Here is a 22,496-nt window from a genome sequence, read left to right on the forward strand (position 1 = left end):
TTCCCGAAGGGAACTGCCGTGTTAAACCGTTATCCTTTGTGGAAGTACATCATGCTGGTCGTCGTGATTCTCGTCGGCCTGCTGTATGCGCTTCCTAACCTTTATGGTGAGGATCCGGCCGTTCAGATCACTGGTGCGCGCGGTGGCGCCGCCAGTGAGCAAACGTTGGATCAGATCCAGACCGTATTAAAACAAGACAATATCCAGAGCAAATCCCTCGCGCTGGAAAATGGTGCCATTCTGGCCCGTTTCGCTAACACGGATATTCAGCTGCGCGCGCGTGAAGCCATCACCAATGCGCTGGGCGAAGATTTCGTCGTGGCGCTCAACCTGGCCCCTGCCACACCGCGCTGGCTGACCATGCTGGCCGCTGAACCGATGAAACTCGGCCTCGATCTGCGCGGCGGCGTGCACTTCCTGATGGAAGTCGACATGGATACTGCCCTCGGCAAGCTGCAGGAGCAGAATGCTGATGGCCTGCGCAGCGATCTGCGCGAAAAAAATATCCCTTACACCAACGTTAGCAAAATCGCTAACTACGGCACCGAAATACGCTTCCGCGACGGCGCCAGCCGTGATGCGGCCATCAGCTATCTGACGCCGCGCCATCGCGACCTGGTGATCACCAGCGCTGGCAGCGACACGCTGCGTGCGGTGATGACCGATGCGCGTCTGAGTGAAGCGCGCGAATATGCGGTGCAGCAGAACATTAACATCCTGCGTAACCGTGTGAACCAGCTGGGTGTAGCTGAGCCGCTGGTACAGCGTCAGGGCGCTGACCGCATCGTGGTTGAGCTGCCGGGTATCCAGGATACCGCGCGTGCTAAAGAGATTCTGGGTGCTACCGCAACGCTGGAGTTCCGCCTGGTCAACACCTCGGTGGATCCGAGCGCAGCCGCCAGCGGCCGCGTGCCGGGTGACTCGGAAGTGAAAAAGACGCGTGAAGGTCAGCCGGTGGTGCTGTACAAGCGCGTGATTCTCACCGGTGACCACATCACCGACTCGACGTCCAGCATGGATGAGTACAACCAGCCGCAGGTGAATATCTCGCTTGATGGCGCCGGCGGTAACATCATGTCCAACTTCACCAAGGACAACATCGGCAAGCCGATGGCGACCCTGTTTGTGGAGTACAAGGACAGCGGTAAGAAAGATGCGAACGGTCGTGCGATTCTGGTGAAGCAGGAAGAAGTGATTAACGTGGCGAACATTCAGTCGCGCCTCGGCAACAGCTTCCGAATTACCGGTATCAGCAACCCGAACGAAGCGCGTCAGCTGTCGCTGCTGCTGCGTGCCGGTGCGCTGATTGCGCCAATCCAGATTGTGGAAGAGCGGACCATCGGTCCAACCATGGGCCAGCAGAACATCACGCAGGGTCTCGAAGCCTGTCTGTGGGGGCTGATCGCCTCCATCATCTTTATGGTGGTGTTCTACAAGAAGTTTGGTCTGATTGCGACCAGCGCCCTGCTGTGCAACCTGGTGCTGATTGTCGGCATCATGTCACTGTTACCGGGCGCCACGCTCACCATGCCGGGCATTGCCGGTATCGTGCTGACGCTGGCGGTGGCGGTGGATGCTAACGTGTTGATTAACGAACGTATTAAAGAAGAATTGCGTAACGGACGCTCGGTACAGCAGGCGATTCATGAAGGCTATAAAGGCGCCTTCTCCAGTATCGTCGACGCCAACGTCACCACGCTGATTAAAGTTATCATTCTTTATGCGGTCGGTACCGGCTCGATCAAAGGGTTTGCGATTACCACGGCTATCGGTATCGCGACTTCCATGTTCACCGCTATCGTCGGCACCCGTGCCATCGTTAACCTGGTGTACGGCGGCAAACGCATCAATAAGCTGTCTATCTGAGGAGTGCGTTGTGGCACAGGAATATAGTATTGAACAGCTGAACCATGGGCGTAAAGTCGTCGACTTTATGCGCTGGGATACGCTGGCCTTTATCATCTCCGGCCTGCTGATTGTGGCGTCCATCGCCATTATCGGTGTGCGCGGCTTTAACTGGGGGCTCGATTTCACCGGCGGGACGGTGATTGAGATCAACCTCGAGAAGCCGGCGGATCTGGATGCGCTGCGTGACGGGCTGGTGAAGGCAGGCTTTGAGGAGCCGCTGGTACAGAACTTTGGCAGCAGCCGTGATGTGATGGTGCGTATGCCACCGACCACCGGCAATGCAGGCCAGGAGCTGGGCAACAAAGTGGTCGCCTCGATCAACCAGACGACGCAGCAGAACGCGACCGTGAAGCGAATTGAGTTCGTGGGCCCGAGCGTGGGCAGCGATCTGGCGCAGGCCGGAGCGATGGCGCTGCTGTCGGCGCTGATTGCGATTCTGATCTACATCGGCTTTCGCTTTGAGTGGCGTCTGGCGCTGGGCACCGTGCTGGCGCTGGCGCACGACGTGATCATCACCTGCGGCATTCTGTCGCTGTTCCACATTGAGATCGATCTGACGATTGTGGCGTCGCTGATGTCGGTGATTGGTTACTCGCTCAACGATAAGATCGTGGTTTCCGACCGTATTCGTGAGAACTTCCGCAAAATCCGTCGCGGTTCTTCTTACGACATCACTAACGTGTCGCTGACCCAGACGCTGAGCCGTACGTTGATCACCTCGATCACCACGCTGGCGATGATCCTGATCCTGTTCATCTTTGGTGGCGCGCTGCTGAAAGGCTTCTCGCTGACCATGCTGATCGGTGTCACCATCGGTACCGTTTCGTCGATCTACGTGTCGTCCGCGCTGGCGCTGAAGCTGGGCATGAAGCGTGAACACATGCTGGTGCAGAAAGTGGAGAAAGAGGGCGCCGATCAGCCTTCGATTCTGCCGTAATTGTGCTGGAGATATGAAACGGGCTGCCTGAGTGCAGCCTGTTTTTTTTATGCCTGACGCCAGAATTACTGGCCTGCGACAACCGCGCCGCTGGCGTCCGTCACCGCCTGCACATCATGCACGCGCACGTAGCCAAGCTGACCCGGTGCCAGCCCGCTGAGGCGCAGCGGTACGCTGACCGAACTGCGCGGCATCAGACTGGCGGGCACGGTAATGGTCTGGCTCAGGCTGTCGGCGTTCAGCGGCTTGCCGCTGGCGGGATCCATTTCGCCCCATACCACGCGGGCGTTGAGCGCCGGCACTGGCTTATCATCGGTTGCACGGATATTCAGGTTAGCGCGGCTGCCGCTGGCTTCCCCCTCAACGTGCGACAGCGACAGGCGCAGTTTACCCAGCTGCGTCTGCAGCTCTACCGGCGTATTCGCCTGCGGGAGTAACCATGCGCCCTGCGTCGACTGGCTGTTGAGCTGCCCCTGAATCTCCAGCGCGCTGGCCTGACTGGTCAGTTTGCGCATCTGCTGGTTGAGCTGGCTCACTTCCTGATGCAGCGCTTTGACCTGAGGTGAAGCGGGGGTGGAGCTGCAACCACTGAGCACCAGCGCAGCAAGCGCTGCCGGCACCCAAATCATCCTGAACGTCATGCAATGTCCTTCCGGTTATTTAGGGATACGTAAAACCTGGCCGGGATAGATCTTATCAGGATGCGTCAGCATTGGCTTGTTCGCCTCAAAGATCTTGTTGTATTCGTTCGGCGTGCCGTACACCTGCTTCGAGATAGCGCTCAGGGTATCGCCTTTTTTCACCGTGTAGAATTCGGCCTGCGCAGCACTGTCAATGGTGGTCACGTTATCTTCCACTTTGGTGATGCCGGCCACGTTACCCGCCGCCACCAGAATCTTCTCTTTCAGCTCCTGCGAGATACCGTCACCGCTGACCTTCACGGTATCGCCCTGGACATCGACTTTCACTTTATCGCTGTCGGGCAGGCCGAGTTGATTAATGTGCTCCTGCAGCTTTTTGCTCTGGTCATCGCCGCCTGACACCGCATCCCACAGTTTTTCACCCGCTTCTTTGACGAAATTGAATAAACCCATACATCCTCCTGTCATTAAGCCGGATTGGCTCTCTAAGCTTAGTAACTTTTCACGGTTTGCTGTAACCGTCAGGCGTCGCTGTGAGCCAGGTGGCGATTCTGCGCCCTGTATTTTGTTGCAACCGGGAACGCGCTACACTATCTGCCCCCAATTCTCGCGACAGGAAACGTCATGCATTGCCCATTCTGCTCCGCTGTGGACACCAAAGTGATTGATTCACGTCTGGTTAGTGAGGGCTCCTCAGTGCGCCGCCGCCGCCAGTGCCTGGTGTGCCATGAGCGTTTTACCACCTTTGAAGTGGCCGAGCTGGTAATGCCGCGCGTGGTGAAAAGCAACGACGTGCGCGAACCCTTTAACGAAGATAAGCTGGCCAGCGGCATGATGAAGGCGCTGGAGAAGCGTCCGGTGAGCGCGGATGCCGTCGACAATGCGGTCAATCACATCAAAACCCAGCTGCGCGCCACCGGCGAACGTGAAATTCCCAGCAAGCTGATTGGTAACCTGGTGATGGAAGAGCTGAAGAAGCTGGATAAAGTTGCTTATATTCGCTTCGCATCGGTGTACCGCAGTTTTGAAGATATTCGTGATTTTGGCGAAGAGATCGCCCGCTTACAGGATTAATCCATGACCGATGCGCACTACATGGCGCGCGCGCTGGAACTGGCGCGGCGCGGACAATACACCACCACCCCGAATCCTAACGTCGGATGCGTTATCGTGCGCGATGGTGAGATCGTGGGCGAAGGCTGGCATCAGCGCGCCGGTGAACCGCACGCGGAAGTGCACGCGCTGCGCATGGCGGGTGACCACGCACGCGGTGCGACCGCATATGTCACGCTGGAACCCTGCAGCCATCACGGTCGGACGCCGCCGTGCTGCGATGCGCTGATTGCCGCCGGCGTCAGCCGGGTGGTCGCGGCGATGCAGGATCCTAATCCGCAGGTGGCCGGGCGCGGCTTGTATCGTTTACAGCAGGCCGGCATCGACGTGAGTCACGGCCTGATGATGAACGAAGCGGAAGCGCTTAATCGCGGTTTTCTCAAACGCATGCGTACCGGTTTTCCGTGGATTCAGCTCAAACTGGGCGCCTCGCTGGATGGCCGTACCGCCATGGCCAGCGGCGAAAGCCAGTGGATCACTTCCGCAGCGGCAAGGCGCGATGTGCAACGTTTACGTGCCCGCAGTTCAGCTATCCTTACCACCAGCGCCACCGTGCTGGCGGACAATCCGTCGCTGACGGTGCGCTGGGATGAACTGAGCGAGACCGTGCGCCAGCAGCTGGATGAGAGCCAGCTGCGTCAGCCGGTGCGGGTGGTGATCGACAGCCAGCAGCGCGTGACGCCACAGCATCGTTTGATCGCCCAGCCCGGCGAAATCTGGCTGATGCGCACCGAGGCTGATGCACAAAGCTGGCCGCCGGGCGTGAGTCAGATTGAGGTGCCACCGCGCGGTGAGCAGCTCGATCTGGTGGCGATGATGATGCTGCTCGGTCAGCGTCAGATCAACAGCGTGTGGGTCGAGGCCGGTGCCGGTCTGGCCGGTGCGCTGCTGCAGGCCGGCCTGGTGGATGAACTGATCGTTTATCTGGCGCCGAAACTGCTGGGTAACGCCGCGCGCGGCCTGTGTGCGCTGCCGGGACTGGAAACGCTGGCCGATGCGCCAGCGCTGAATTTTAGCGACGTGCGTCAGGTTGGCGACGATTTACGGCTGACCCTGACACCACGCTGAGCATGCACGGAAAAGCCTGAGCGCGTTGCCGAAGAGTATGATAGAATCCGCCCCCTTCTGCGGGGCCATAAAACAAACACCCAAAGGATATGTATGAAAGTTATCGAAGCTGCTGTTGCCACGCCTGATGCCAATATTGCCATCGTAATCGCGCGTTTTAACAATTTCATCAATGACAGCCTGCTGGACGGTGCAGTTGACGCGCTGAAGCGTATTGGCCAGGTCAAAGCGGAAAACATCACCGTGGTCTGGGTACCGGGCGCTTACGAGCTGCCGCTGGCGGCACGCGCCCTGGCGAAAACCGGCAAGCACGACGCGATCGTTGCACTGGGCACGGTGATCCGTGGCGGTACCGCACACTTCGAATACGTGGCGGGTGAAGCCAGCTCCGGCATCGCTCACGTAGCGATGAACAGCGAAATTCCGGTGACCTTCGGCGTCCTGACCACCGAAAACATCGAGCAGGCGATTGAACGCGCCGGCACCAAAGCGGGTAACAAAGGCGCCGAAGCGGCCCTGACCGCACTTGAAATGATTAACGTATTGAAAGCCATCAAAGCCTGATTTTTGTAAGGGGAATTTTGTGAAACCTGCTGCTCGTCGTCGCGCCCGTGAGTGCGCTGTCCAGGCGCTTTACTCCTGGCAGTTGTCTAACAACGACATTGCCGATGTGGAATACCAGTTTCTGGCGGAACAAGACGTCAAAGACGTCGATATTAGCTATTTCCGCGAACTGCTGGCCGGTGTGGCGACCAACAGCGCGTTCCTGGACGGCCTGATGAAGCCTTACCTGTCGCGCCAGCTGGAAGAGCTGGGCCAGGTAGAAAAAGCCATCCTGCGCATTTCGCTCTATGAACTGAGCAAGCGTGACGATGTGCCGTACAAAGTGGCGATCAACGAAGGTATCGAACTGGCTAAAGTGTTTGGTGCTGAAGACAGCCATAAATTTGTTAACGGCGTGCTGGATAAAGCCGCTCCGCAAATTCGACCGAACAAAAAATAAGTGCAAAAGGCCGGCTCACCGGCCTTTTTTCATTGAGACCTGACTTATGTCCTGTGGTGAATTCGAACTGATCGCACGTTATTTTAACCGCGTCACCAGCTCCCGCCGCGATGTGGAGAAGGGAATTGGTGACGACTGCGCGTTACTTAACGTGCCGGAAAAACAGACGCTGGCCATCAGCACCGATACGCTGGTGGCGGGCGTGCATTTCTTACGTGATATCCATCCGGCCGATCTCGGCTACAAAGCGCTGGCGGTTAACCTGAGCGACCTGGCTGCGATGGGCGCCGATCCGGCATGGTTAACGCTGGCGTTAACCCTGCCCGAAGTGGATGAGCCGTGGCTGGCGGCGTTCAGCGACAGCCTGTTTGAGCTGCTGGATTACTACGATATGCAGCTGATCGGCGGCGATACCACCCGCGGGCCGCTCAGCCTGACGCTGGGCATTCATGGCCTGGTGCCGGCCGGCCGTGCGCTGAAGCGCGCCGGGGCCAAACCGGGTGACTGGATTTTTGTCACCGGCACGCTGGGCGACAGCGCCGCCGGCCTGTCGCTGCTGCAGCACCACCATCGCCTGAACGATCCGGCGGTGCATGAAGTGCTGATCAAGCGCCATCTGCGCCCGATGCCGCGCGTGCTGCAGGGCCAGGCGCTGCGCAATCTGGCGACGTCAGCCATCGATCTGTCCGATGGCCTGATCTCCGATCTCGGCCACATTCTCACCGCCAGCCGCGTCGGTGCCCGCATTAATCTGGATGCGCTGCCGCTGTCGGCTGCGTTGCGCGATCACTTTGAGCCGGAACAGGTGCTGCGCTGGGCGCTGAGCGGGGGTGAGGATTATGAGCTGTGCTTTACCGTGCCGGAAGTCAATCGTGGTGCACTGGATGTGGCGCTGGGGCATCTTGGCGTGGCGTATACCTGCATCGGCCAGATCGCGCCGGAAGCAGAAGGGCTGACGCTGCTGGAGAACGGCAAGCCGCGCAGTTTCCATCACAAGGGATTTGATCACTTTGACGCTAAATAAAGATGTGGCTAAAAGCCGTCTGCGCATGGCCAATCCGTGGCACCTGCTGGCGACCGGTTTTGGCAGCGGCCTGAGCCCGATTATGCCCGGCACCGCCGGTTCAATTGCCGCCATTCCCTTCTGGTGGCTGATGACGCTGCTGCCGCTGCAGCTGTATTCGCTGCTGGTGCTGATTGGCATTAGCGTGGGTGTCTACCTGTGTCACCGCACCGCGCGTGATATGGGTGTGCACGACCATGGCAGCATCGTGTGGGATGAGTTCATCGGCATGTGGATTACGCTGATGGCGATACCGGCGATGAGCTGGCAATGGGTGCTGGCCGGCTTTGTGATTTTCCGTATTTTCGACATGTGGAAGCCGTGGCCGATTCGCTGGTTCGACCGTAACGTGCACGGCGGCATGGGCATTATGGTCGATGACATTATCGCCGGGGTCATTTCAGCGGCGATTTTGTATGGGTTGGGGCTGGTGCTTTAATGCGCCAGGTGCGCATGAATGTGCACCCTACAGAAAGCGTTGCCATGAATGCCTAGCCCACAGCAGGTTGCCATGCATGCATTGCCTGTGACATCAGGTCGCCCTGAAGGCGACCTGACTGGACTGTTACTCGAATCCCACCACCGGATGCGGTTGGTAGACGCTCTCCAACTCGGCGATATCGGTTGAACTCAGCTCCACGTCCACGGCTTTCACCAGTTCGGCAAACTGCTGCTCGCGCGAGGCACCAATAATCGGCGCGGTAACCACCGGCTTATGCAGCAGCCACGCCAGCGCCACCTGCGCGCGCGTCACGCCTTTGTCCGCAGCCACCGTTGCCAGCCGTTGCGCAATGGCCGCGTCATTCTCTTCGGTGCCGGTATAGAGTTTTTCCATTACGTTATCCGACACCGAACGCGCAGTGGTTTCTCCCCACGGACGCGTCAGCTTACCGCGCGCCAGCGGGCTCCACGGCATCACCGCGATGCCTTCGCGCTGGCACAGCGGATGCATCTCTTTCTCTTCTTCGCGCTGAATCAGGTTGTACTGATCCTGCATACTGACAAAACGCGCCCAGCCATGCTGCTGCTGTAACTGCAGCGCCTGCGCAAACTGGGTGGCATGCATCGAGGAAGCCCCGATGTAACGCGCTTTGCCTGACCGCACTACCTGATCGAGCGCTTCCAGCGTCTCTTCAATCGGCGTGGCGTAATCCCAGCGATGAATCTGCAGCAGATCGACATACTCCATGCCAAGCCGTGTCAGGCTGTCATCAATCGACTGCAGAATATTGGTGCGCGACAGCCCCTGCGACAGGTTGCTCAGCGGAAAATAGACTTTAGTCGCCACCACCACCCGATCGCGCTGCGCGTAATCTTTGAGCGCGCGGCCGAGGATCTCCTCACTGCTGCCGTCGGAGTAGCTGTTAGCGGTGTCGAAGAAGTTGATGCCCGCGTCCAGCGCCTGCTTAATCAGCGGTCGGCTGCTCTCTTCCGGCAGCGTCCAGGCGTGGTTACCGCGCAGCGGATCGCCATAGGTCATACAGCCTAAACAGAGACGTGAAACCTGCAGATCGGTCTGGCCTAAACGAACGGTTTTCATGAAGGGCTCCTGCTCTTATGCGTGGGGTTTTACCCTCAAGCATAGCAGCAGGAGCGGGGAAGGGCGGTTACTGCGCCAGCCAGGCGGCGATTTGCTGCTGGATGCCTGCGGCGTCCAGCTGATAATCCTGACGCACTTCTTCCTGCGTTCCCTGCGGAATGAACTCATCCGGCAGGCCGAGGTTAAGCACCGGCACGCGCAGGCGTTTCGCCATCACGTATTCGTTGACGCCGCTGCCGGCACCGCCTTTGATCGCGCCTTCTTCCAGCGTAATCAGCGCGTCGTGGCTGGCCGCCAGTTCGCTAATCAGGGCTTCATCCAGCGGCTTAACAAAGCGCATGTCGACCAGCGTGGCGTTGAGCGCGTCGGCGGCGGCCTGCGCTTCCGGCAGCAGAGTACCAAAGTTGAGGATGGCCAGCTGCTCGCCGCGACGCCGGATGACCCCTTTGCCAAGCGGCAGGCTGGCCATCGGTTCCAGCGTGGCGCCGGTGCCGGTGCCGCGCGGATAGCGCACCGCGCTCGGGCCATCCTGATAGTGGTAGCCGGTGTAAAGCATCTGACGACACTCGTTTTCATCGCTTGGCGTCATGATCACCATGCCCGGCACGCAGCGCAGATAGGCGATATCAAACGCCCCCTGGTGCGTCTGGCCGTCGGCACCCACGATACCGCCGCGATCGATAGCAAACAGTACCGGCAATTGCTGAATTGCCACGTCGTGAATCACCTGGTCGTAGGCGCGCTGCAGGAAGGTGGAGTAAATCGCCACCACCGGCTTATAACCGCCGATGGCCATGCCTGCGGCAAACGTCACCGCATGCTGCTCGGCGATCGCCACGTCAAAATACTGCTGCGGATAATCACGCGAGTAGCTCACCATGCCGGAGCCTTCGCGCATGGCCGGCGTCACGGCCATCAGCCGCGCATCGTCGGCGGCCATCTCGCTCAGCCAGTTACCAAAAATTTTCGAGTAGCTCGGCAGGCCCGGCGCGCTTTTCGGCAGCGAGCCGCTGGCCGGATCGAATTTCGGCACCGCGTGCCAGGTAATCGGATCTTCTTCCGCCGGCGCGTAGCCCTTGCCCTTTTTGGTCATGATGTGCAGGAACTGCGGCCCTTTCAGATCGCGCATATTCTTCAGCGTGCTGACCAGCGTCAGCACATCGTGACCGTCGACCGGACCGATATAGTTAAAGCCCAGCTCCTCAAACAGCGTGCCCGGCACCACCATGCCTTTCAGGTGCTCTTCGGTGCGCTTCACCAGCTCTTTGATCGGCGGCAGGCCGCCCAGCACGCGCTTGCCGCCTTCGCGCAGGCGTGAATAGGTTTTCCCCGAGAGAATCTGCGCCAGGCGATTGTTCAGCGCGCCCACGTTCTCAGAGATCGACATCTCATTGTCGTTGAGGATCACCAGCATGTCCGGCTTGATATCACCGGCGTGGTTCATGGCTTCAAACGCCATGCCCGCGGTAATCGCGCCGTCGCCAATAATACAGGCGGTGCGGCGACCTTTGCCTTCGCGTTCGGCGGCCACGGCCATGCCGAGACCGGCGCTGATGGACGTCGACGAGTGGCCCACGCTCAGCACGTCATATTCGCTTTCGCCGCGCCACGGGAACGGGTGCAGGCCATTTTTCTGACGGATAGTGCCGATACGGTCGCGGCGGCCGGTCAGAATCTTGTGCGGATAGGCCTGATGGCCGACGTCCCACACCAGATGGTCAAACGGGGTGTTATACACATAATGCAACGCGACGGTCAGCTCGACGACGCCCAGACCCGAAGCAAAGTGGCCAGACGAGCGGCTCACGCTGTCCAGCAGATACTGACGCAGCTCGTCGCACAGGTCCGGAAGTTTTTCTTTAGGCAGTAAACGTAATTCCTGAACCGTGCCTGCTAACGCCAGTGTCGGGTATTTTGCAATATCAAAACTCATCAGAGACTCATTATATAAGTTATTTATCGCGTTCAATTATAAAGCTGGCCAGCGCCTGCAGAGCGGACGTGTCATACGACTGTGCCGCCAGCACCTCCAGCGCGCCCAGTGCTTCGCGATAGAGATCCTGCGCTTTGGCCCGCGCGTTATCCAGTCCCAGCAGCGCCGGGTAAGTGCTTTTCCCCAGCGCCTGATCGGCTCCCTGGGTTTTGCCCAGAACGGCGGTATCGCCGACCACATCGAGGATGTCATCCTGCACCTGAAACGCCAGTCCGATGGCGTTGGCGTAGATATCCAGCTGCGGCAGCGCATCGCGGCCCGCTGCACCTGCTGTGAGGGCGCCGAGACGCACGGCGGCGCGGATCAGCGCGCCGGTTTTGTGGCGATGGATCTGCTCCAGCTGGTTCAGGTCCACGGATTGGCCTTCGGCGGCTAAATCCAGCGCCTGGCCACCGCACATGCCGGCCACGCCGCTGGCCTGCGCCAGTTCGGAAATCATGGCAATGCGATCCTGCGGGCTTACGCCGGGCATCGGCTGGTCCGCAAGAATGGTAAACGCCAGGGTTTGCAGGGCATCGCCGGCCAGAATCGCCGTGTCTTCACCATATTTGATATGGCAGGTTGGCTGCCCGCGACGTAACGCATCGTCGTCCATCGCCGGCAGGTCATCATGAATCAATGAGTAAGCGTGAATGCACTCCACCGCTGCGGCGGGGGCATCCAGGCTGGCCGCCTCGGCGCGCAGCATCTCGCCAGTGGCATACACCAGAAACGGGCGCAGGCGCTTACCGCCTAATAGTGCCCCATATTGCATGGCGTTCACCAGAGGAGAACTCTGAAAAGGAAGTGGATCTATTAAGCGCGTCAACGCCTGGTTCACGCGCTCATGGTAGGCGCGCTGCAGTTGCACGAAATCCATTACTCATTTTCCGGCGTGAAAGGGGCGAGCGGGGCGTCTTTGTCGTCGCTCAGCAGAATCTGCACGCGCTGTTCCGCCGCCTGCAGGGTTTGCTGGCCGCTGCGTGCCAGCTGTACGCCGCGCTCGAATTCATTCAGCGCCTCTTCCAGCGGCAGTTCGCCACTCTCCAGACGGCTGACAATCTGTTCCAGCTGCTGCAGTGCGTTTTCAAAACTCACGGGCGCTTCGGCTTTTTTCGGCATAATCAGTGTCGACTCACAGGTTGGGACATTATGTTGCAATCGGTCATGGTAGCCGACGGGCATTGATTAGCAAAATAATCAATGCGGCGAAGGTTGCTTACAGCAGTCACCCGACAAAGGTGATATACTTGCGCGCCTCGGATGCGGTGGCTGATGCCAACCCGCAATTATATGATTTTACCAGCTAAGTGTTGATGATTTTAGCACTTATTTGCCCAACGAAGCTGTATCGCCATGAAGTTTATCATCAAGCTCTTCCCTGAAATCACCATCAAAAGTCAGTCGGTGCGCCTGCGCTTTATCAAAATTCTGACCGGTAACATCCGTAATACCCTGCGCACCCTCGACGAAGAGATCGCCGTGGTGCGCCACTGGGATCACATCGAAGTGCGCGCGAAGAAGGAAGCGCTGCGTGCCACCGTCACGGAAGAGCTGACGCGCATTCCCGGTATCCACCATGTGCTGGCGGTCGAAGACCGCGCCTATACCGACATGCACGATATCTTCGAGCAGACGCTGGCGCTCAACCGCGAGCGGCTGGAAGGCAAGAGCTTCTGCGTGCGCGTAAAGCGTCGCGGCAAGCACAGCTTTAGCTCGCAGGATGTGGAGCGCTACGTCGGCGGCGGTCTCAATCAGCACATTGAAAGCGCGCGCGTGCAGCTGAATCACCCGGATGTGACGGTGAATCTGGAGATTGAAGACGATCGTCTGTTGCTGATTACCGGCCGCTATGAAGGCCTGGGCGGCTTCCCGATCGGCACCCAGGAAGATGTGCTGTCGCTGATTTCCGGCGGCTTTGACTCCGGCGTCTCCAGCTATATGCTGATGCGCCGCGGCTGTCGCGTGCATTACTGCTTCTTTAACCTTGGTGGCGCGGCGCATGAAATCGGCGTGCGTCAGGTGGCGCACTATCTGTGGCAGCGTTTTGGCCGTTCACATCGCGTGCGTTTTGTCGCCATCAATTTTGAGCCGGTGGTGGGCGAGATTCTGGAAAAAGTTGATGACGGCCAGATGGGCGTGGTGCTGAAGCGCATGATGGTGCGTGCGGCGTCGATGGTGGCTGAGCGTTACGGCGTGCAGGCGCTGGTGACCGGTGAGGCGCTGGGCCAGGTCTCCAGCCAGACGCTGACTAACCTGCGTTTGATTGATAACGCGTCCGACACGCTGATTCTGCGCCCGCTGATCTCGCACGATAAAGAGCACATCATCAATATTGCGCGTCAGATCGGCACCGAAGACTTTGCCCGCACCATGCCGGAGTACTGCGGCGTGATTTCGAAAAGCCCCACGGTGAAAGCGGTGAAGGCGAAGATCGAAGCCGAAGAGCAGAACTTCGATTTCGACATTCTGCAGCGCGTGGTGCAGGAAGCCAGCAACGTCGATATCCGTGAAATTGCGGAGCAGACGGAAGAAGAAGTGGTGGAAGTGGAAACCGTGGCGTCCTTCAGCGGCAACGATGTGGTGCTGGATATCCGTTCAATTGATGAACAGGACGACAAGCCGCTGGCGCTGACCGGTGTGGAAGTGAAATCGCTGCCGTTCTATAAGCTGAGCACCCAGTTCGGCGATCTCGATCAGAGCAGAACCTGGTTGCTGTACTGCGATCGCGGCGTGATGAGCCGGTTGCAGGCGTTGTATCTGCATGAGCAGGGCTTTAAGAACGTGAAGGTGTACCGTCCGTAACCGCGGAGTTAAGCCTGGCGTGCCTGATTTCGGGTGCATGGGCAAAACCCGGTGCGCAGGAATGCGCACCCTGTAATCACCGCGACGAATAAAACTGTGCGCTGATCTCGTGGGGTCGCCATTGATGGCGACCTTTTTTATGCGCGCTCTTCAAATTCCTGATAATTATAAATCCCTGCCGCCAGCACCAGCTGTGATGCGACTTCACGCGCTTGCTCTTTATCCACCAGCAGATCAATCAGCTTCAGGGCAAAATCGATCGCCGTGCCCGGCCCCTGGCTGGTCAGCAGATTAACGCGCGGATCCCACACCACGCGGCGCTCCATCCATTTCTCCTCCGGAATGGTGTGCTTCAGGCCGGGAAATCCGGTCATATTGCCCACCGGAAACAGGTCATGCGGTACCAGTACCGTGCCCGGCGCGGCACAGATCGCCGCGACAATTTTGCCTGACAGGTGACACTGGCGTACCGTCTCCACCAGCAGCGGGCTGTCGCGGAAGGTTTCAGCGCCTTTGAGGCCGCCCGGCAGGACGATGGCGGCAAAATCGTTATCCGCCACTTCAACCAGCGGTGCGTCAGCCAGCAGGCGTACGCCGCGGGAGCAGACAATCTCGCGCGTGCCATCACTCTCCACGCTGGCGGTGGTCACCTTCAGGCCGGCGCGGACCAGCAGGTCGATAGTGGTGATCGCTTCGGTCTCTTCACTGCCATGGGCCAGGCAAACCAGCACTGATGCGTTCGCGCTCATATTGGGACTCCTTGCGTTTAATCAGGTCGTACAGGCGGGTGTTTTCCGGCAGTGCAATCCCCTGCGCACGGGCGCGACGCAGCAGGTAGCCGGTAATGTAATCAATTTCAGTCTGACGCTGCGCACGCACATCCTGCAGCATTGAGGAGACGTTGGCGGCGGTGCTGTCGATGACGTCGTAAATAATGTCGCGCAGGTTATCCAGCGCGATGTGCTGGCCCTCGCGCTCCATCACCCAGGCCAGCTCCTCGCACAGCCGGTTAATCTGCTCCGGCCAGGCGCGCAGCGCGCCGTTCTGGCAGTCGTGCTCAACCGTCAGCGTGTTGATCACGCAATTAACTGCCAGCTTGCGCCAGCTGGCGGACGCGATGTTATCGTGCCACGCTACGTCCGGCAGTGCCTGATGCAGAATATCGGCGATATCGCTCAGCGCCGCGCTTTCGCGGCTGGCAGGCCCAATGTGGGTGATGCCCTGCGCGACATGTTTAATCACCGTGCCGTCGCGCATCGCCGCGTGCGTGGTGATGCCGCGCAGCAGCGGCTGCTGCACTTCTTTGAGCTCTTCGATCGTACCCATGCCGTTGTGCAGCAGCAGGATCGGCGCGTGGCGCGGCAGCACGCTTTGCAGGTTTTTCACCGCAGGTGAAACCTGTGGCGCTTTCAGTGTCACCAGTAGCAGCTGGCTTTCGGCCAGAAACAGCGGATCGTTAGCGATGAAGGTGTGATTGCTGACGTGGCCCTGCGGATCGACCACGTTGACCGAACAGTACGGCTGCGGTACGCGCAGCCAGCCCTGAACGTCATGTCCCTGGCGTGCAAGGGTCGCGAGCCAGATTTGCCCCAGGGCGCCGCAACCCAACACGGTAATTTTCATTATGCCTCCCGCTGGCGGGTGGGTGAATGGGTGTCACACCCTTAATTATAGCTTTCCGCGTCGCGTGTTTTATTAGCGCGACAAGACGCGTATTATGCATGTCACTTTAGTATCAGGAGAAGAAAAGATGCCATCTTTCGATATCGTTTCCGAAGTCGAACTGCCGGAAGTGCGTAATGCGGTGGAGAATGCCAACCGTGAGATCTCAACCCGTTTCGATTTCCGCAACGTGAGCGCCAGCTTTGAGCTCAACGAAAAGAATGAGACCATCAAAGTCACCAGCGAATCGGATTTTCAGGTGAAGCAGCTGGTGGATATTCTGCGTGAAAAGCTGCTGAAGCGCGGCATTGAAGGCGCAGCGATTGAAGTACCGGAAGAGATTGTGCACAGCGGTAAAAGCTGGAGCGTTGAAGCGAAGCTGAAAAAAGGCATCGAAAGCGATGTCGCGAAGAAAATCGTTAAGCTGATCAAAGACAGCAAACTGAAAGTGCAGACGCAGATTCAGGGTGAAGAGCTGCGCGTCACCGGTAAATCCCGCGACGATCTGCAGGGTGCGATGGCGCTGGTGCGCGGTGGCAACCTGGGTCAGCCGTTCCAGTTCAAAAACTTCCGCGATTAATCCCCTCTGTCGCGTGCCGCACGACGATACAGCGTGCTGCGCGCGACTCCCAGCGCCTGCGCCGCTTTACTGATATTGCCGTCATAGCGCTGCAGCGTTTCACTGATCAGCTGTTCATCGTGGCGTTCGCGCAGCGGCGGTGCCGGCGGGCGGCGATACTCTGCCGGCAAGTGACTTTCCGTCAGCGTTTCGCCCTCATCGGCGAGCGCCAGCAGCACGCGCAGCAGACTGCGTAGCTGGCGCACATTGCCTGGCCATGGCTGCTGCGCCAGCGCCGTCAGCAGCGCCGGAGACAGCTGTACGCCACGCTGCGCGGCTCCCAGTTCCTGCCATAAATCGCGGATAAACCCGGCGACGTTCGGCCAGGCGCGCAGTGGCGGAAGGGTCAGCGCAAACTCCTGCAGACGATAGAGCAAATCCTCACGAAATTCGCCTGCGGCCACGCGCTGGGCCAGATCGCGATGCGTGGCGCAAATTACGGCAAAATTCACCGGCCAGCTGCGACTGGAGCCGAGCGGCGCCACCTCTTTTTCCTGCAGCACGCGCAGCAAACGGGTCTGCAGCGTCAGCGGCATGTCACCGATTTCATCCAGAAACAGCACGCCGCCATCCGCTTCGCGAATTTTGCCGATGTAGCCATTTTTACTGGCGCCAGTAAATGCGCCGGGCTGGTAGCCAAACAGTTCGGATTCAATCAGTGCTTCGGGGATGGCGGCACAGTTGATGGCGACAAACTTGCCCGTGCGCCAGCGGCTTTGCTGGTGCAGCGCGCGGCTGACATACTCCTTGCCGCTGCCGGTTTCACCATAAATGCACAGCGAAACGCCGGCATCCAGCAACCGCAGCATTTTTGCGCCGTCAGCTCCCAGCACGCGCGGCAGGTCATGCGTGCGACTGTCCGGCACGCTGACGTGGCTGCGCTGCGGCGCGCGCAGGCGGAACCAGTAGCGCTGCGTGCCAATGTCGACCGCGGCGGGAACGCTGTTGGCCTGCTGCTGCAGTTGTGGAAACAGCTGCTGAAACGTCAGGCTGGCAAAGCGGTCGGCGCTGAGAGCCAGTTCGCGCATCGCCAGCCGGTTGGCTGCGGTCAGCACATTGTCAGAGAACACCAGCAGCAGTTCATCACTGGTGTCGATGCCCTGCGGCTGAGGATGCAGACTAAGCAGCCACTGCTGCGGATGCAGGCTCTGCTTCACCCACAGGTACTCGATCTGCTTTGCCGCTGCTTTCACCCGGTTCAGGGTATGCGGATGCGGAAAGTGTGCCGGACCCGAGATATCCAGCACGCCGGCTATCTGGCCGTTGGGCATCTGCAACGGCATTGCGGCGCAGTACAGACCCTGGTTGCGCGTCAGGAAATGCTGCTGGCCATCAATTTCACAGCCGTCATCAATCGCCAGCGCGGTGCCAATTGCATTGGTGCCGCGTCCGCATTCACTCCACAAATTACCGGGTGCCAGGGCAAAGCGCTGGGCTTTCTCCAGCGCCTGCATATCGCCAAAGGTGTTCAGCACCAGCCCGCTGGCATCGGACAGGATCACCACCGACTGCGTCTCCGCCATCTGCTGCGCCAGCTGGCGGATGACCGGCTGCGCAAACTGCTGCAGCCCGGCGTTGCTGGCCAGCACATCGGCCAGCTCGCCCTGACGCACGCGCGGGAAATCGTCGGCGCTGCGCTCTAATCCATACAGCTGGCTGCGGAACCAGGAGTCGCTTAACAGCGGGTTAGCGTGCACGGCAGACGCGGCTGAATTTCCCTGCATGAGTGACCTCAGAACGGCGTGTAAGTGTTGCGATATTGTAGCGCTCGGGTTTCTGCACTGTTGCGATACGCAACACAGATACAGTGTTTGTCCCGCAGGACTGACAGGTTTGCTGGCGGGGCATGATTTTATTTTATTGATAAATAAAGTATTTATCGCTTTTTCGCCTGATGAGAAAAAACTGGCACGCGCGCTGCAATACCGACACAGGCAGTTGCGCTGCCTGTTCAGACCCTCTGACCTGATAATAAGGAGTTTGCGATGCGTTATGCACATCCCGGCACGCCCGGCGCGCTGGTCTCTTTCCAGGCGACCTACGGCAACTATATCGCCGGCAACTTCACCGAACCGCTGAGCGGCCAGTACTTTATGAACACCTCGCCGGTAGACGGCAGCGATATCGCTCAGTTCCCGCGCTCCGACGCGCGCGACATTGATCTGGCGCTGGATGCCGCGCATCAGGCCGCCGATGCGTGGGGCAAAACCAGCGTACAGCAGCGCGCCAACCTGCTGCTGCAGGTGGCCGATCGCATGGAAGCCAGTCTCGAGAAGCTGGCGGTAGCGGAGAGCTGGGATAACGGCAAACCGATTCGCGAGACGCTCAACGCCGATCTGCCGCTGGCGGTCGACCATTTTCGCTACTTTGCCGGCTGCCTGCGCGCGCAGGAGGGCAGCACCGCCGAGATCGACGAAACCACGGTGGCCTATCACTTCCACGAGCCGCTGGGCGTAGTCGGACAGATCATCCCGTGGAATTTCCCGCTGCTCATGGCGGCGTGGAAGCTGGCACCGGCGCTGGCCGCCGGTAACTGCGTGGTGCTGAAACCGGCTGAGCAGACGCCGCTTGGTATTACGCTGCTGATGGAGCTGATTGGCGATCTGTTCCCACCGGGCGTACTGAATGTGGTGCAGGGCTTTGGCCGCGAAGCCGGCGAAGCGCTGGCCACCAGCAAGCGCATCGCTAAAATTGCCTTTACCGGATCCACGCCGGTCGGGCGGCATATCATGGCCTGTGCGGCGGAGAACATCATTCCCTGCACCGTCGAGCTGGGCGGCAAATCACCCAACATCTACTTCGCGGATGTGATGTCGGGTGAAGAGGCGTTCATCGAGAAAGCGGTCGAGGGGCTGGTGCTGGGCTTCTTTAATCAGGGCGAAGTCTGTACCTGTCCATCGCGTGCGTTAATTCATGAATCGATCTACCAGCCCTTTATGGAGCGGGTGCTGGCCAAGGTTGCCACCATTCGCCGTGGCGATCCGCTCGATACCGACACCATGATCGGTGCTCAGGCTTCGCGCCAGCAATTCGACAAAATCCTGTCCTATATCAACATCGCCCGTGAAGAAGGCGGTCAGATTCTGACAGGGGGCGAGCGTGCGCATATCGCCGCGGAGCTGGATAATGGATTCTACATCCAGCCCACCCTGATCAAGGGCAGCAACCAGATGCGCTGTTTCCAGGAGGAGATTTTTGGGCCAGTGATTGGCGTCACCACGTTCCACGATGAGGCAGAGGCGCTCGCGATCGCCAATGAAACCCAGTTTGGCCTGGGCGCGGGCGTGTGGACGCGCGATACCAATCTGGCGTATCGCATGGGCCGCGGCATCAAAGCCGGTCGCGTCTGGACCAACTGCTATCACATCTATCCCGCCCATGCGGCATTCGGTGGCTACAAGCAGTCGGGCGTCGGGCGTGAAACCCACAAAATGGCGCTCAGCGCCTATCAGCAAACCAAAAATCTGCTGGTCAGCTATGGCACAGCGCCACTGGGGCTGTTCTGAGTCCGCATCCGTTCAAATGGAGAGTGAAAGATGAATATGCAAATCAAAACCACCATGAAAGCCGCGATTGTGAAGGCGTTTGGTGAACCGCTGGTGATTGAGCAGGTGCCGGTGCCGTCCGTTGGGCCGGGGCAGATTCTGGTGAAAATCGCCGCCACCGGCGTGTGCCACACCGACCTGCACGCCGCCGAAGGCGACTGGCCGATCAAGCCCAATCCGCCGTTTATTCCCGGCCATGAAGGCGTCGGGCAGGTGGTGGCCATTGGCGAAGGGGTGAAGCATCTCAAACTGGGTGATCGCGTCGGGGTACCGTGGCTCTACTCGGCGTGTGGCCACTGCGAGCACTGCCTCGACAGCTGGGAGACGCTGTGTCTGTCGCAGCAGAATGCCGGCTATTCAGTCAACGGCAGCTTTGCCGAGTACTGCCTGGCGGATGCCAACTACGTCGGCATCATTCCGGATAACGTTGAGTTTAATGAAGTGGCACCGATTCTGTGTGCCGGTGTGACGGTCTACAAAGGCCTGAAGATGACCGATACCAAACCGGGTGACTGGGTGGTGGTTTCCGGCATCGGCGGTCTGGGGCACATGGCTATTCAGTATGCGGTGGCGATGGGGCTCAACGTGGCGGCGGTCGACATCGACGACGATAAGCTGGCGTTTGCCAAACGGCTCGGTGCCAGCGTGGTTGCCAATGCGAAGCAGGTCGATCCGGCGAAAGTGTTTCAGGAGAGCTTTGGCGGTGCGCACGGCGTGCTGGTGACGGCGGTCTCGCCAAAAGCGTTTGAACAGGCGATCGGCACGCTGCGTCGCGGCGGCACCATGGTGCTTAACGGCCTGCCACCAGGGAAATTCGATCTCTCGATCTTCGACATGGTGCTGGATGGCATCACGGTGCGCGGCTCAATTGTCGGCACGCGTAAAGATCTGCAGGAGGCGCTGGATTTTGCCGGTCGCCATAAGGTGAAAGCGAATGTCGCGGTTGAGCCGCTGACTAACATCAACGATATCTTTGCGCGCATGCACGCCGGCAAAATTGAAGGGCGTATTGTGGTGGATATGTCGCTGTAGTGACGCTGAGCGGACCGCGTGGAGCCAGATCATCGCGGTCCGCTGTGGGCAAGTCATTAACTGCTGGCGAGCAGCGCCTCCAGCTCCACGCGGCTCGTCACTTTGCTGTCAATTTTAATGTAGGCGCTTTTCTCTTCCGGCACGATAAACACCGACGCTACGCCGGGCTGCGCGCGCAGCCGCTTCTCCAGATTCGGTACCGCCAGCACTGCATCGCTCAGCACCAGGCGCAGGCTGCTGACGTACGGCGGCTCCTGCATCGACATGGCGACAAACAGCCACGCCGCAGCCACTATCGCGCCGACCAGAAACACCGTTTGCGCATCGAAGTGGCCGAAAATCCAGCCGCCCAGGCTGCCGCCAATCGCGACGCCAATAAACTGGCTGGTGGAATAAATGCCCATGGCCGTGCCTTTGTAGCCCGCCGGCGACTCTTTGCTGATCAGCGACGGCAGAATCGCTTCCATCAGGTTAAAGGCGAGGAAAAACAGCTGCACGCCAATCACCAGCGTCCAGAAGTGGCCCGCGGCGCCCCACAGTACAATTTCCGCGATGATGATCAGCGCCACGCAGCCGACAAACACCCGCTTCATGCGGCGCTTTACCTCGGCATAGATAATAAACGGCACCACGGCGACAAACGCCACCAGCATGGTCACCAGATACACTTTCCAGTGTTCAGCCGCCGGGAAGCCTGCCTGTTCAAACTGGCCCGGCAGCGCGACGAAGCTCGACATCAGCAAAATGTGCAGACAGAGAATGCCGATATTCAGCTTCAGCAATTTGGGATTAGCCAGCACTGCGCGAATGCTGCCTTTGACCATGCCGGATTCGCGGTTCAGCACGTGGCCCGGCGCATTGGGCACTACCAGCAGGGTGATCACGATACCCAGGCTGGCGAGCAGGGCAATCATCCAGAACAGCGCGTGCAGACCCAGCGCATGCGTGACAATCGGGCCGACCACCATGGCAATCGCAAAGGTAACGCCGAAGCTGATGCCGATAAACGCCATCGCTTTGGTGCGGTTCTGTTCACGGGTCAGGTCTGACAGCAGCGCCATCACCGCCGCGGCAATGGCACCGGAGCCCTGCAGCGCACGACCAAGGATAATGCCCCAGATGGAGGTGCTGGTGGCGGCAATAAGGCTACCAAGCACAAACAGCAGCAGGCCACCGACAATCAGCGGCTTGCGGCCGATACGGTCGGACAGCAGACCAAAGGGGATCTGAAACACGGCCTGCGCCAGACCATAAATACCAATTGCCAGACCGATCAACGTTTCGCTGGCGCCCTGTAAAGCCATACCGTAAGTGGTCAGTACCGGCAGGACCATAAACATTCCCAGCATGCGCAGGGAAAAAACTGTGCCTAAACCCCATGTTGCCCGAAGCTCAACTGGTGTCATTCTATTATCGTTCATTCCAACCTCTGTAAGTTTATGCCCCTGGGACTTCAGGTTGCAGCGGCACAGGTTGCGCGCCCTTATCTGCGACCCGACTCACCGGGACATGCAGCGCTTATTTTAGGAAGCAGGGCAGGGCGGGTAAAACAATTGTTTTTAAGCAGTGGTAACAAAAAGAAAGGGCG

General features: G+C 59.1%; 22 protein-coding genes. 12 read left to right on the plus strand and 10 right to left on the minus strand.

Annotated features, from left to right (window positions below; genetic code table 11):
* Positions 1 to 18: 18 nt before the first annotated feature.
* On the plus strand, positions 19 to 1,866 hold the full coding sequence (secD, locus tag KOL70_RS00630) for a protein translocase subunit SecD (RefSeq protein WP_071813591.1): 1,848 nt from the start codon (positions 19 to 21) through the stop codon (positions 1,864 to 1,866).
* Between the two features lie 10 nt (positions 1,867 to 1,876).
* Positions 1,877 to 2,845 (plus strand): protein translocase subunit SecF, encoded by a 969-nt coding sequence (gene secF / locus KOL70_RS00635; RefSeq protein WP_021507157.1) that lies wholly within the window; start codon positions 1,877 to 1,879, stop codon positions 2,843 to 2,845.
* 65 nt (positions 2,846 to 2,910) lie between these two features.
* On the opposite strand, the gene KOL70_RS00640 is transcribed toward secF, so the two are convergent.
* Positions 2,911 to 3,486, minus strand: coding sequence for a DUF3251 domain-containing protein (locus tag KOL70_RS00640; protein WP_215480075.1), 576 nt, complete (start codon positions 3,484 to 3,486; stop codon positions 2,911 to 2,913).
* 15 nt (positions 3,487 to 3,501) lie between these two features.
* The gene (gene lysM / locus KOL70_RS00645; protein WP_215480076.1) at positions 3,502 to 3,939 is read right to left on the minus strand and encodes a peptidoglycan-binding protein LysM; all 438 of its coding nucleotides are present in this window, start codon (positions 3,937 to 3,939) and stop codon (positions 3,502 to 3,504) included.
* A gap of 171 nt (positions 3,940 to 4,110) precedes the next feature.
* On the opposite strand from lysM, the gene nrdR reads away from it, so the two are divergent.
* The 6 genes from nrdR (at position 4,111) to pgpA (ending at position 8,172) form a co-directional block, all read left to right on the plus strand.
* Positions 4,111 to 4,560 carry a transcriptional regulator NrdR gene (gene nrdR, locus KOL70_RS00650; RefSeq protein WP_031279647.1) on the plus strand — a complete coding sequence of 150 codons (450 nt, stop codon included), beginning with the start codon at positions 4,111 to 4,113 and terminating at the stop codon, positions 4,558 to 4,560.
* Positions 4,561 to 4,563: 3 nt separating this feature from the next.
* Entirely contained in the window at positions 4,564 to 5,667 is a 1,104-nt protein-coding gene (ribD, locus tag KOL70_RS00655) for a bifunctional diaminohydroxyphosphoribosylaminopyrimidine deaminase/5-amino-6-(5-phosphoribosylamino)uracil reductase RibD (RefSeq protein WP_215480077.1), read from the plus strand.
* 93 nt (positions 5,668 to 5,760) lie between these two features.
* On the plus strand, positions 5,761 to 6,231 hold the full coding sequence (gene ribE / locus KOL70_RS00660; RefSeq protein WP_021507162.1) for a 6,7-dimethyl-8-ribityllumazine synthase: 471 nt from the start codon (positions 5,761 to 5,763) through the stop codon (positions 6,229 to 6,231).
* 19 nt (positions 6,232 to 6,250) lie between these two features.
* Positions 6,251 to 6,670, plus strand: a complete 420-nt coding sequence (gene nusB / locus KOL70_RS00665; RefSeq protein WP_031279648.1) for a transcription antitermination factor NusB — start codon at positions 6,251 to 6,253, stop codon at positions 6,668 to 6,670.
* Positions 6,671 to 6,716: 46 nt separating this feature from the next.
* Positions 6,717 to 7,694 (plus strand): thiamine-phosphate kinase, encoded by a 978-nt coding sequence (gene thiL, locus KOL70_RS00670; RefSeq protein WP_021507164.1) that lies wholly within the window; start codon positions 6,717 to 6,719, stop codon positions 7,692 to 7,694.
* Positions 7,681 to 8,172, plus strand: coding sequence for a phosphatidylglycerophosphatase A (gene pgpA, locus KOL70_RS00675; protein ID WP_021507165.1), 492 nt, complete (start codon positions 7,681 to 7,683; stop codon positions 8,170 to 8,172). Before thiL ends, pgpA begins: the two co-directional genes overlap by 14 nt.
* A gap of 126 nt (positions 8,173 to 8,298) precedes the next feature.
* Here the strand turns inward: pgpA and KOL70_RS00680 are convergent, their stop codons facing one another.
* From KOL70_RS00680 to xseB, 4 genes are all read right to left on the minus strand, one after another.
* A complete protein-coding gene (locus KOL70_RS00680) occupies positions 8,299 to 9,273 on the minus strand; it encodes an aldo/keto reductase (RefSeq protein ID WP_150361499.1) in 975 nt (324 codons plus the stop codon).
* 67 nt (positions 9,274 to 9,340) lie between these two features.
* Complete coding sequence (gene dxs / locus KOL70_RS00685; RefSeq protein WP_215480078.1) at positions 9,341 to 11,206, minus strand: 1-deoxy-D-xylulose-5-phosphate synthase; 1,866 nt, start codon at positions 11,204 to 11,206, stop codon at positions 9,341 to 9,343.
* Between the two features lie 19 nt (positions 11,207 to 11,225).
* A complete protein-coding gene (gene ispA / locus KOL70_RS00690; RefSeq protein WP_021507168.1) occupies positions 11,226 to 12,125 on the minus strand; it encodes a (2E,6E)-farnesyl diphosphate synthase in 900 nt (299 codons plus the stop codon).
* Complete coding sequence (gene xseB / locus KOL70_RS00695) at positions 12,125 to 12,367, minus strand: exodeoxyribonuclease VII small subunit (RefSeq protein ID WP_058757966.1); 243 nt, start codon at positions 12,365 to 12,367, stop codon at positions 12,125 to 12,127. The genes ispA and xseB overlap by 1 nt, the downstream gene beginning before the upstream one ends.
* A gap of 234 nt (positions 12,368 to 12,601) precedes the next feature.
* Here xseB and thiI point away from each other — a divergent pair, with 234 nt between their 5' ends.
* Positions 12,602 to 14,050, plus strand: a complete 1,449-nt coding sequence (gene thiI, locus KOL70_RS00700; protein ID WP_021507170.1) for a tRNA uracil 4-sulfurtransferase ThiI — start codon at positions 12,602 to 12,604, stop codon at positions 14,048 to 14,050.
* Positions 14,051 to 14,187: 137 nt separating this feature from the next.
* Here thiI and yajL read toward each other — a convergent pair whose 3' ends face one another.
* Both yajL and panE read right to left on the minus strand, forming a co-directional pair.
* On the minus strand, positions 14,188 to 14,799 hold the full coding sequence (gene yajL / locus KOL70_RS00705) for a protein deglycase YajL (protein ID WP_215480079.1): 612 nt from the start codon (positions 14,797 to 14,799) through the stop codon (positions 14,188 to 14,190).
* Entirely contained in the window at positions 14,753 to 15,673 is a 921-nt protein-coding gene (gene panE, locus KOL70_RS00710) for a 2-dehydropantoate 2-reductase (RefSeq protein ID WP_215480080.1), read from the minus strand. The genes yajL and panE overlap by 47 nt, the downstream gene beginning before the upstream one ends.
* A gap of 127 nt (positions 15,674 to 15,800) precedes the next feature.
* Between panE and KOL70_RS00715 the strand changes: the two genes are divergently transcribed.
* Positions 15,801 to 16,292: a YajQ family cyclic di-GMP-binding protein gene (locus KOL70_RS00715; RefSeq protein ID WP_021507173.1), complete on the plus strand. Its 492-nt coding sequence runs from the start codon at positions 15,801 to 15,803 to the stop codon at positions 16,290 to 16,292.
* Here the strand turns inward: KOL70_RS00715 and KOL70_RS00720 are convergent.
* Positions 16,289 to 18,055, minus strand: coding sequence for a sigma-54-dependent Fis family transcriptional regulator (locus KOL70_RS00720; RefSeq protein WP_159377437.1), 1,767 nt, complete (start codon positions 18,053 to 18,055; stop codon positions 16,289 to 16,291). The two genes, KOL70_RS00715 and KOL70_RS00720, sit on opposite strands and share 4 nt — an antisense overlap.
* 261 nt (positions 18,056 to 18,316) lie before the next feature.
* On the opposite strand from KOL70_RS00720, the gene KOL70_RS00725 reads away from it, so the two are divergent.
* Positions 18,317 to 19,837 carry an aldehyde dehydrogenase family protein gene (locus KOL70_RS00725; RefSeq protein WP_021507175.1) on the plus strand — a complete coding sequence of 507 codons (1,521 nt, stop codon included), beginning with the start codon at positions 18,317 to 18,319 and terminating at the stop codon, positions 19,835 to 19,837.
* 30 nt (positions 19,838 to 19,867) lie between these two features.
* The gene (adhP, locus tag KOL70_RS00730; RefSeq protein WP_021507176.1) at positions 19,868 to 20,908 is read left to right on the plus strand and encodes an alcohol dehydrogenase AdhP; all 1,041 of its coding nucleotides are present in this window, start codon (positions 19,868 to 19,870) and stop codon (positions 20,906 to 20,908) included.
* A gap of 56 nt (positions 20,909 to 20,964) precedes the next feature.
* Here adhP and KOL70_RS00735 read toward each other — a convergent pair whose 3' ends face one another.
* On the minus strand, positions 20,965 to 22,329 hold the full coding sequence (locus tag KOL70_RS00735) for an MFS transporter (RefSeq protein WP_031279651.1): 1,365 nt from the start codon (positions 22,327 to 22,329) through the stop codon (positions 20,965 to 20,967).
* Between the last annotated feature and the right edge of the window lie 167 nt (positions 22,330 to 22,496).

It is taken from the genome of Pantoea sp. B270 (genome assembly GCF_018726825.1).
Taxonomy (GTDB): domain Bacteria; phylum Pseudomonadota; class Gammaproteobacteria; order Enterobacterales; family Enterobacteriaceae; genus Pantoea; species Pantoea dispersa.

Coding starts and splice junctions, on each gene's coding strand:
- thiL (WP_021507164.1), top strand. CDS start 6,717: ATGTCCTGTGGTGAATTCGAACTGATCGCACGTTATTTTAACCGCGTC.
- KOL70_RS00640 (WP_215480075.1), bottom strand. CDS start 3,486: ATGACGTTCAGGATGATTTGGGTGCCGGCAGCGCTTGCTGCGCTGGTG.
- ribE (WP_021507162.1), top strand. CDS start 5,761: ATGAAAGTTATCGAAGCTGCTGTTGCCACGCCTGATGCCAATATTGCC.
- yajL (WP_215480079.1), bottom strand. CDS start 14,799: ATGAGCGCGAACGCATCAGTGCTGGTTTGCCTGGCCCATGGCAGTGAA.
- ispA (WP_021507168.1), bottom strand. CDS start 12,125: ATGGATTTCGTGCAACTGCAGCGCGCCTACCATGAGCGCGTGAACCAG.
- KOL70_RS00720 (WP_159377437.1), bottom strand. CDS start 18,055: ATGCAGGGAAATTCAGCCGCGTCTGCCGTGCACGCTAACCCGCTGTTA.
- thiI (WP_021507170.1), top strand. CDS start 12,602: ATGAAGTTTATCATCAAGCTCTTCCCTGAAATCACCATCAAAAGTCAG.
- xseB (WP_058757966.1), bottom strand. CDS start 12,367: ATGCCGAAAAAAGCCGAAGCGCCCGTGAGTTTTGAAAACGCACTGCAG.
- dxs (WP_215480078.1), bottom strand. CDS start 11,206: ATGAGTTTTGATATTGCAAAATACCCGACACTGGCGTTAGCAGGCACG.
- KOL70_RS00715 (WP_021507173.1), top strand. CDS start 15,801: ATGCCATCTTTCGATATCGTTTCCGAAGTCGAACTGCCGGAAGTGCGT.
- panE (WP_215480080.1), bottom strand. CDS start 15,673: ATGAAAATTACCGTGTTGGGTTGCGGCGCCCTGGGGCAAATCTGGCTC.
- adhP (WP_021507176.1), top strand. CDS start 19,868: ATGAATATGCAAATCAAAACCACCATGAAAGCCGCGATTGTGAAGGCG.
- KOL70_RS00725 (WP_021507175.1), top strand. CDS start 18,317: ATGCGTTATGCACATCCCGGCACGCCCGGCGCGCTGGTCTCTTTCCAG.
- nrdR (WP_031279647.1), top strand. CDS start 4,111: ATGCATTGCCCATTCTGCTCCGCTGTGGACACCAAAGTGATTGATTCA.
- KOL70_RS00735 (WP_031279651.1), bottom strand. CDS start 22,329: ATGAACGATAATAGAATGACACCAGTTGAGCTTCGGGCAACATGGGGT.
- lysM (WP_215480076.1), bottom strand. CDS start 3,939: ATGGGTTTATTCAATTTCGTCAAAGAAGCGGGTGAAAAACTGTGGGAT.
- ribD (WP_215480077.1), top strand. CDS start 4,564: ATGACCGATGCGCACTACATGGCGCGCGCGCTGGAACTGGCGCGGCGC.
- KOL70_RS00680 (WP_150361499.1), bottom strand. CDS start 9,273: ATGAAAACCGTTCGTTTAGGCCAGACCGATCTGCAGGTTTCACGTCTC.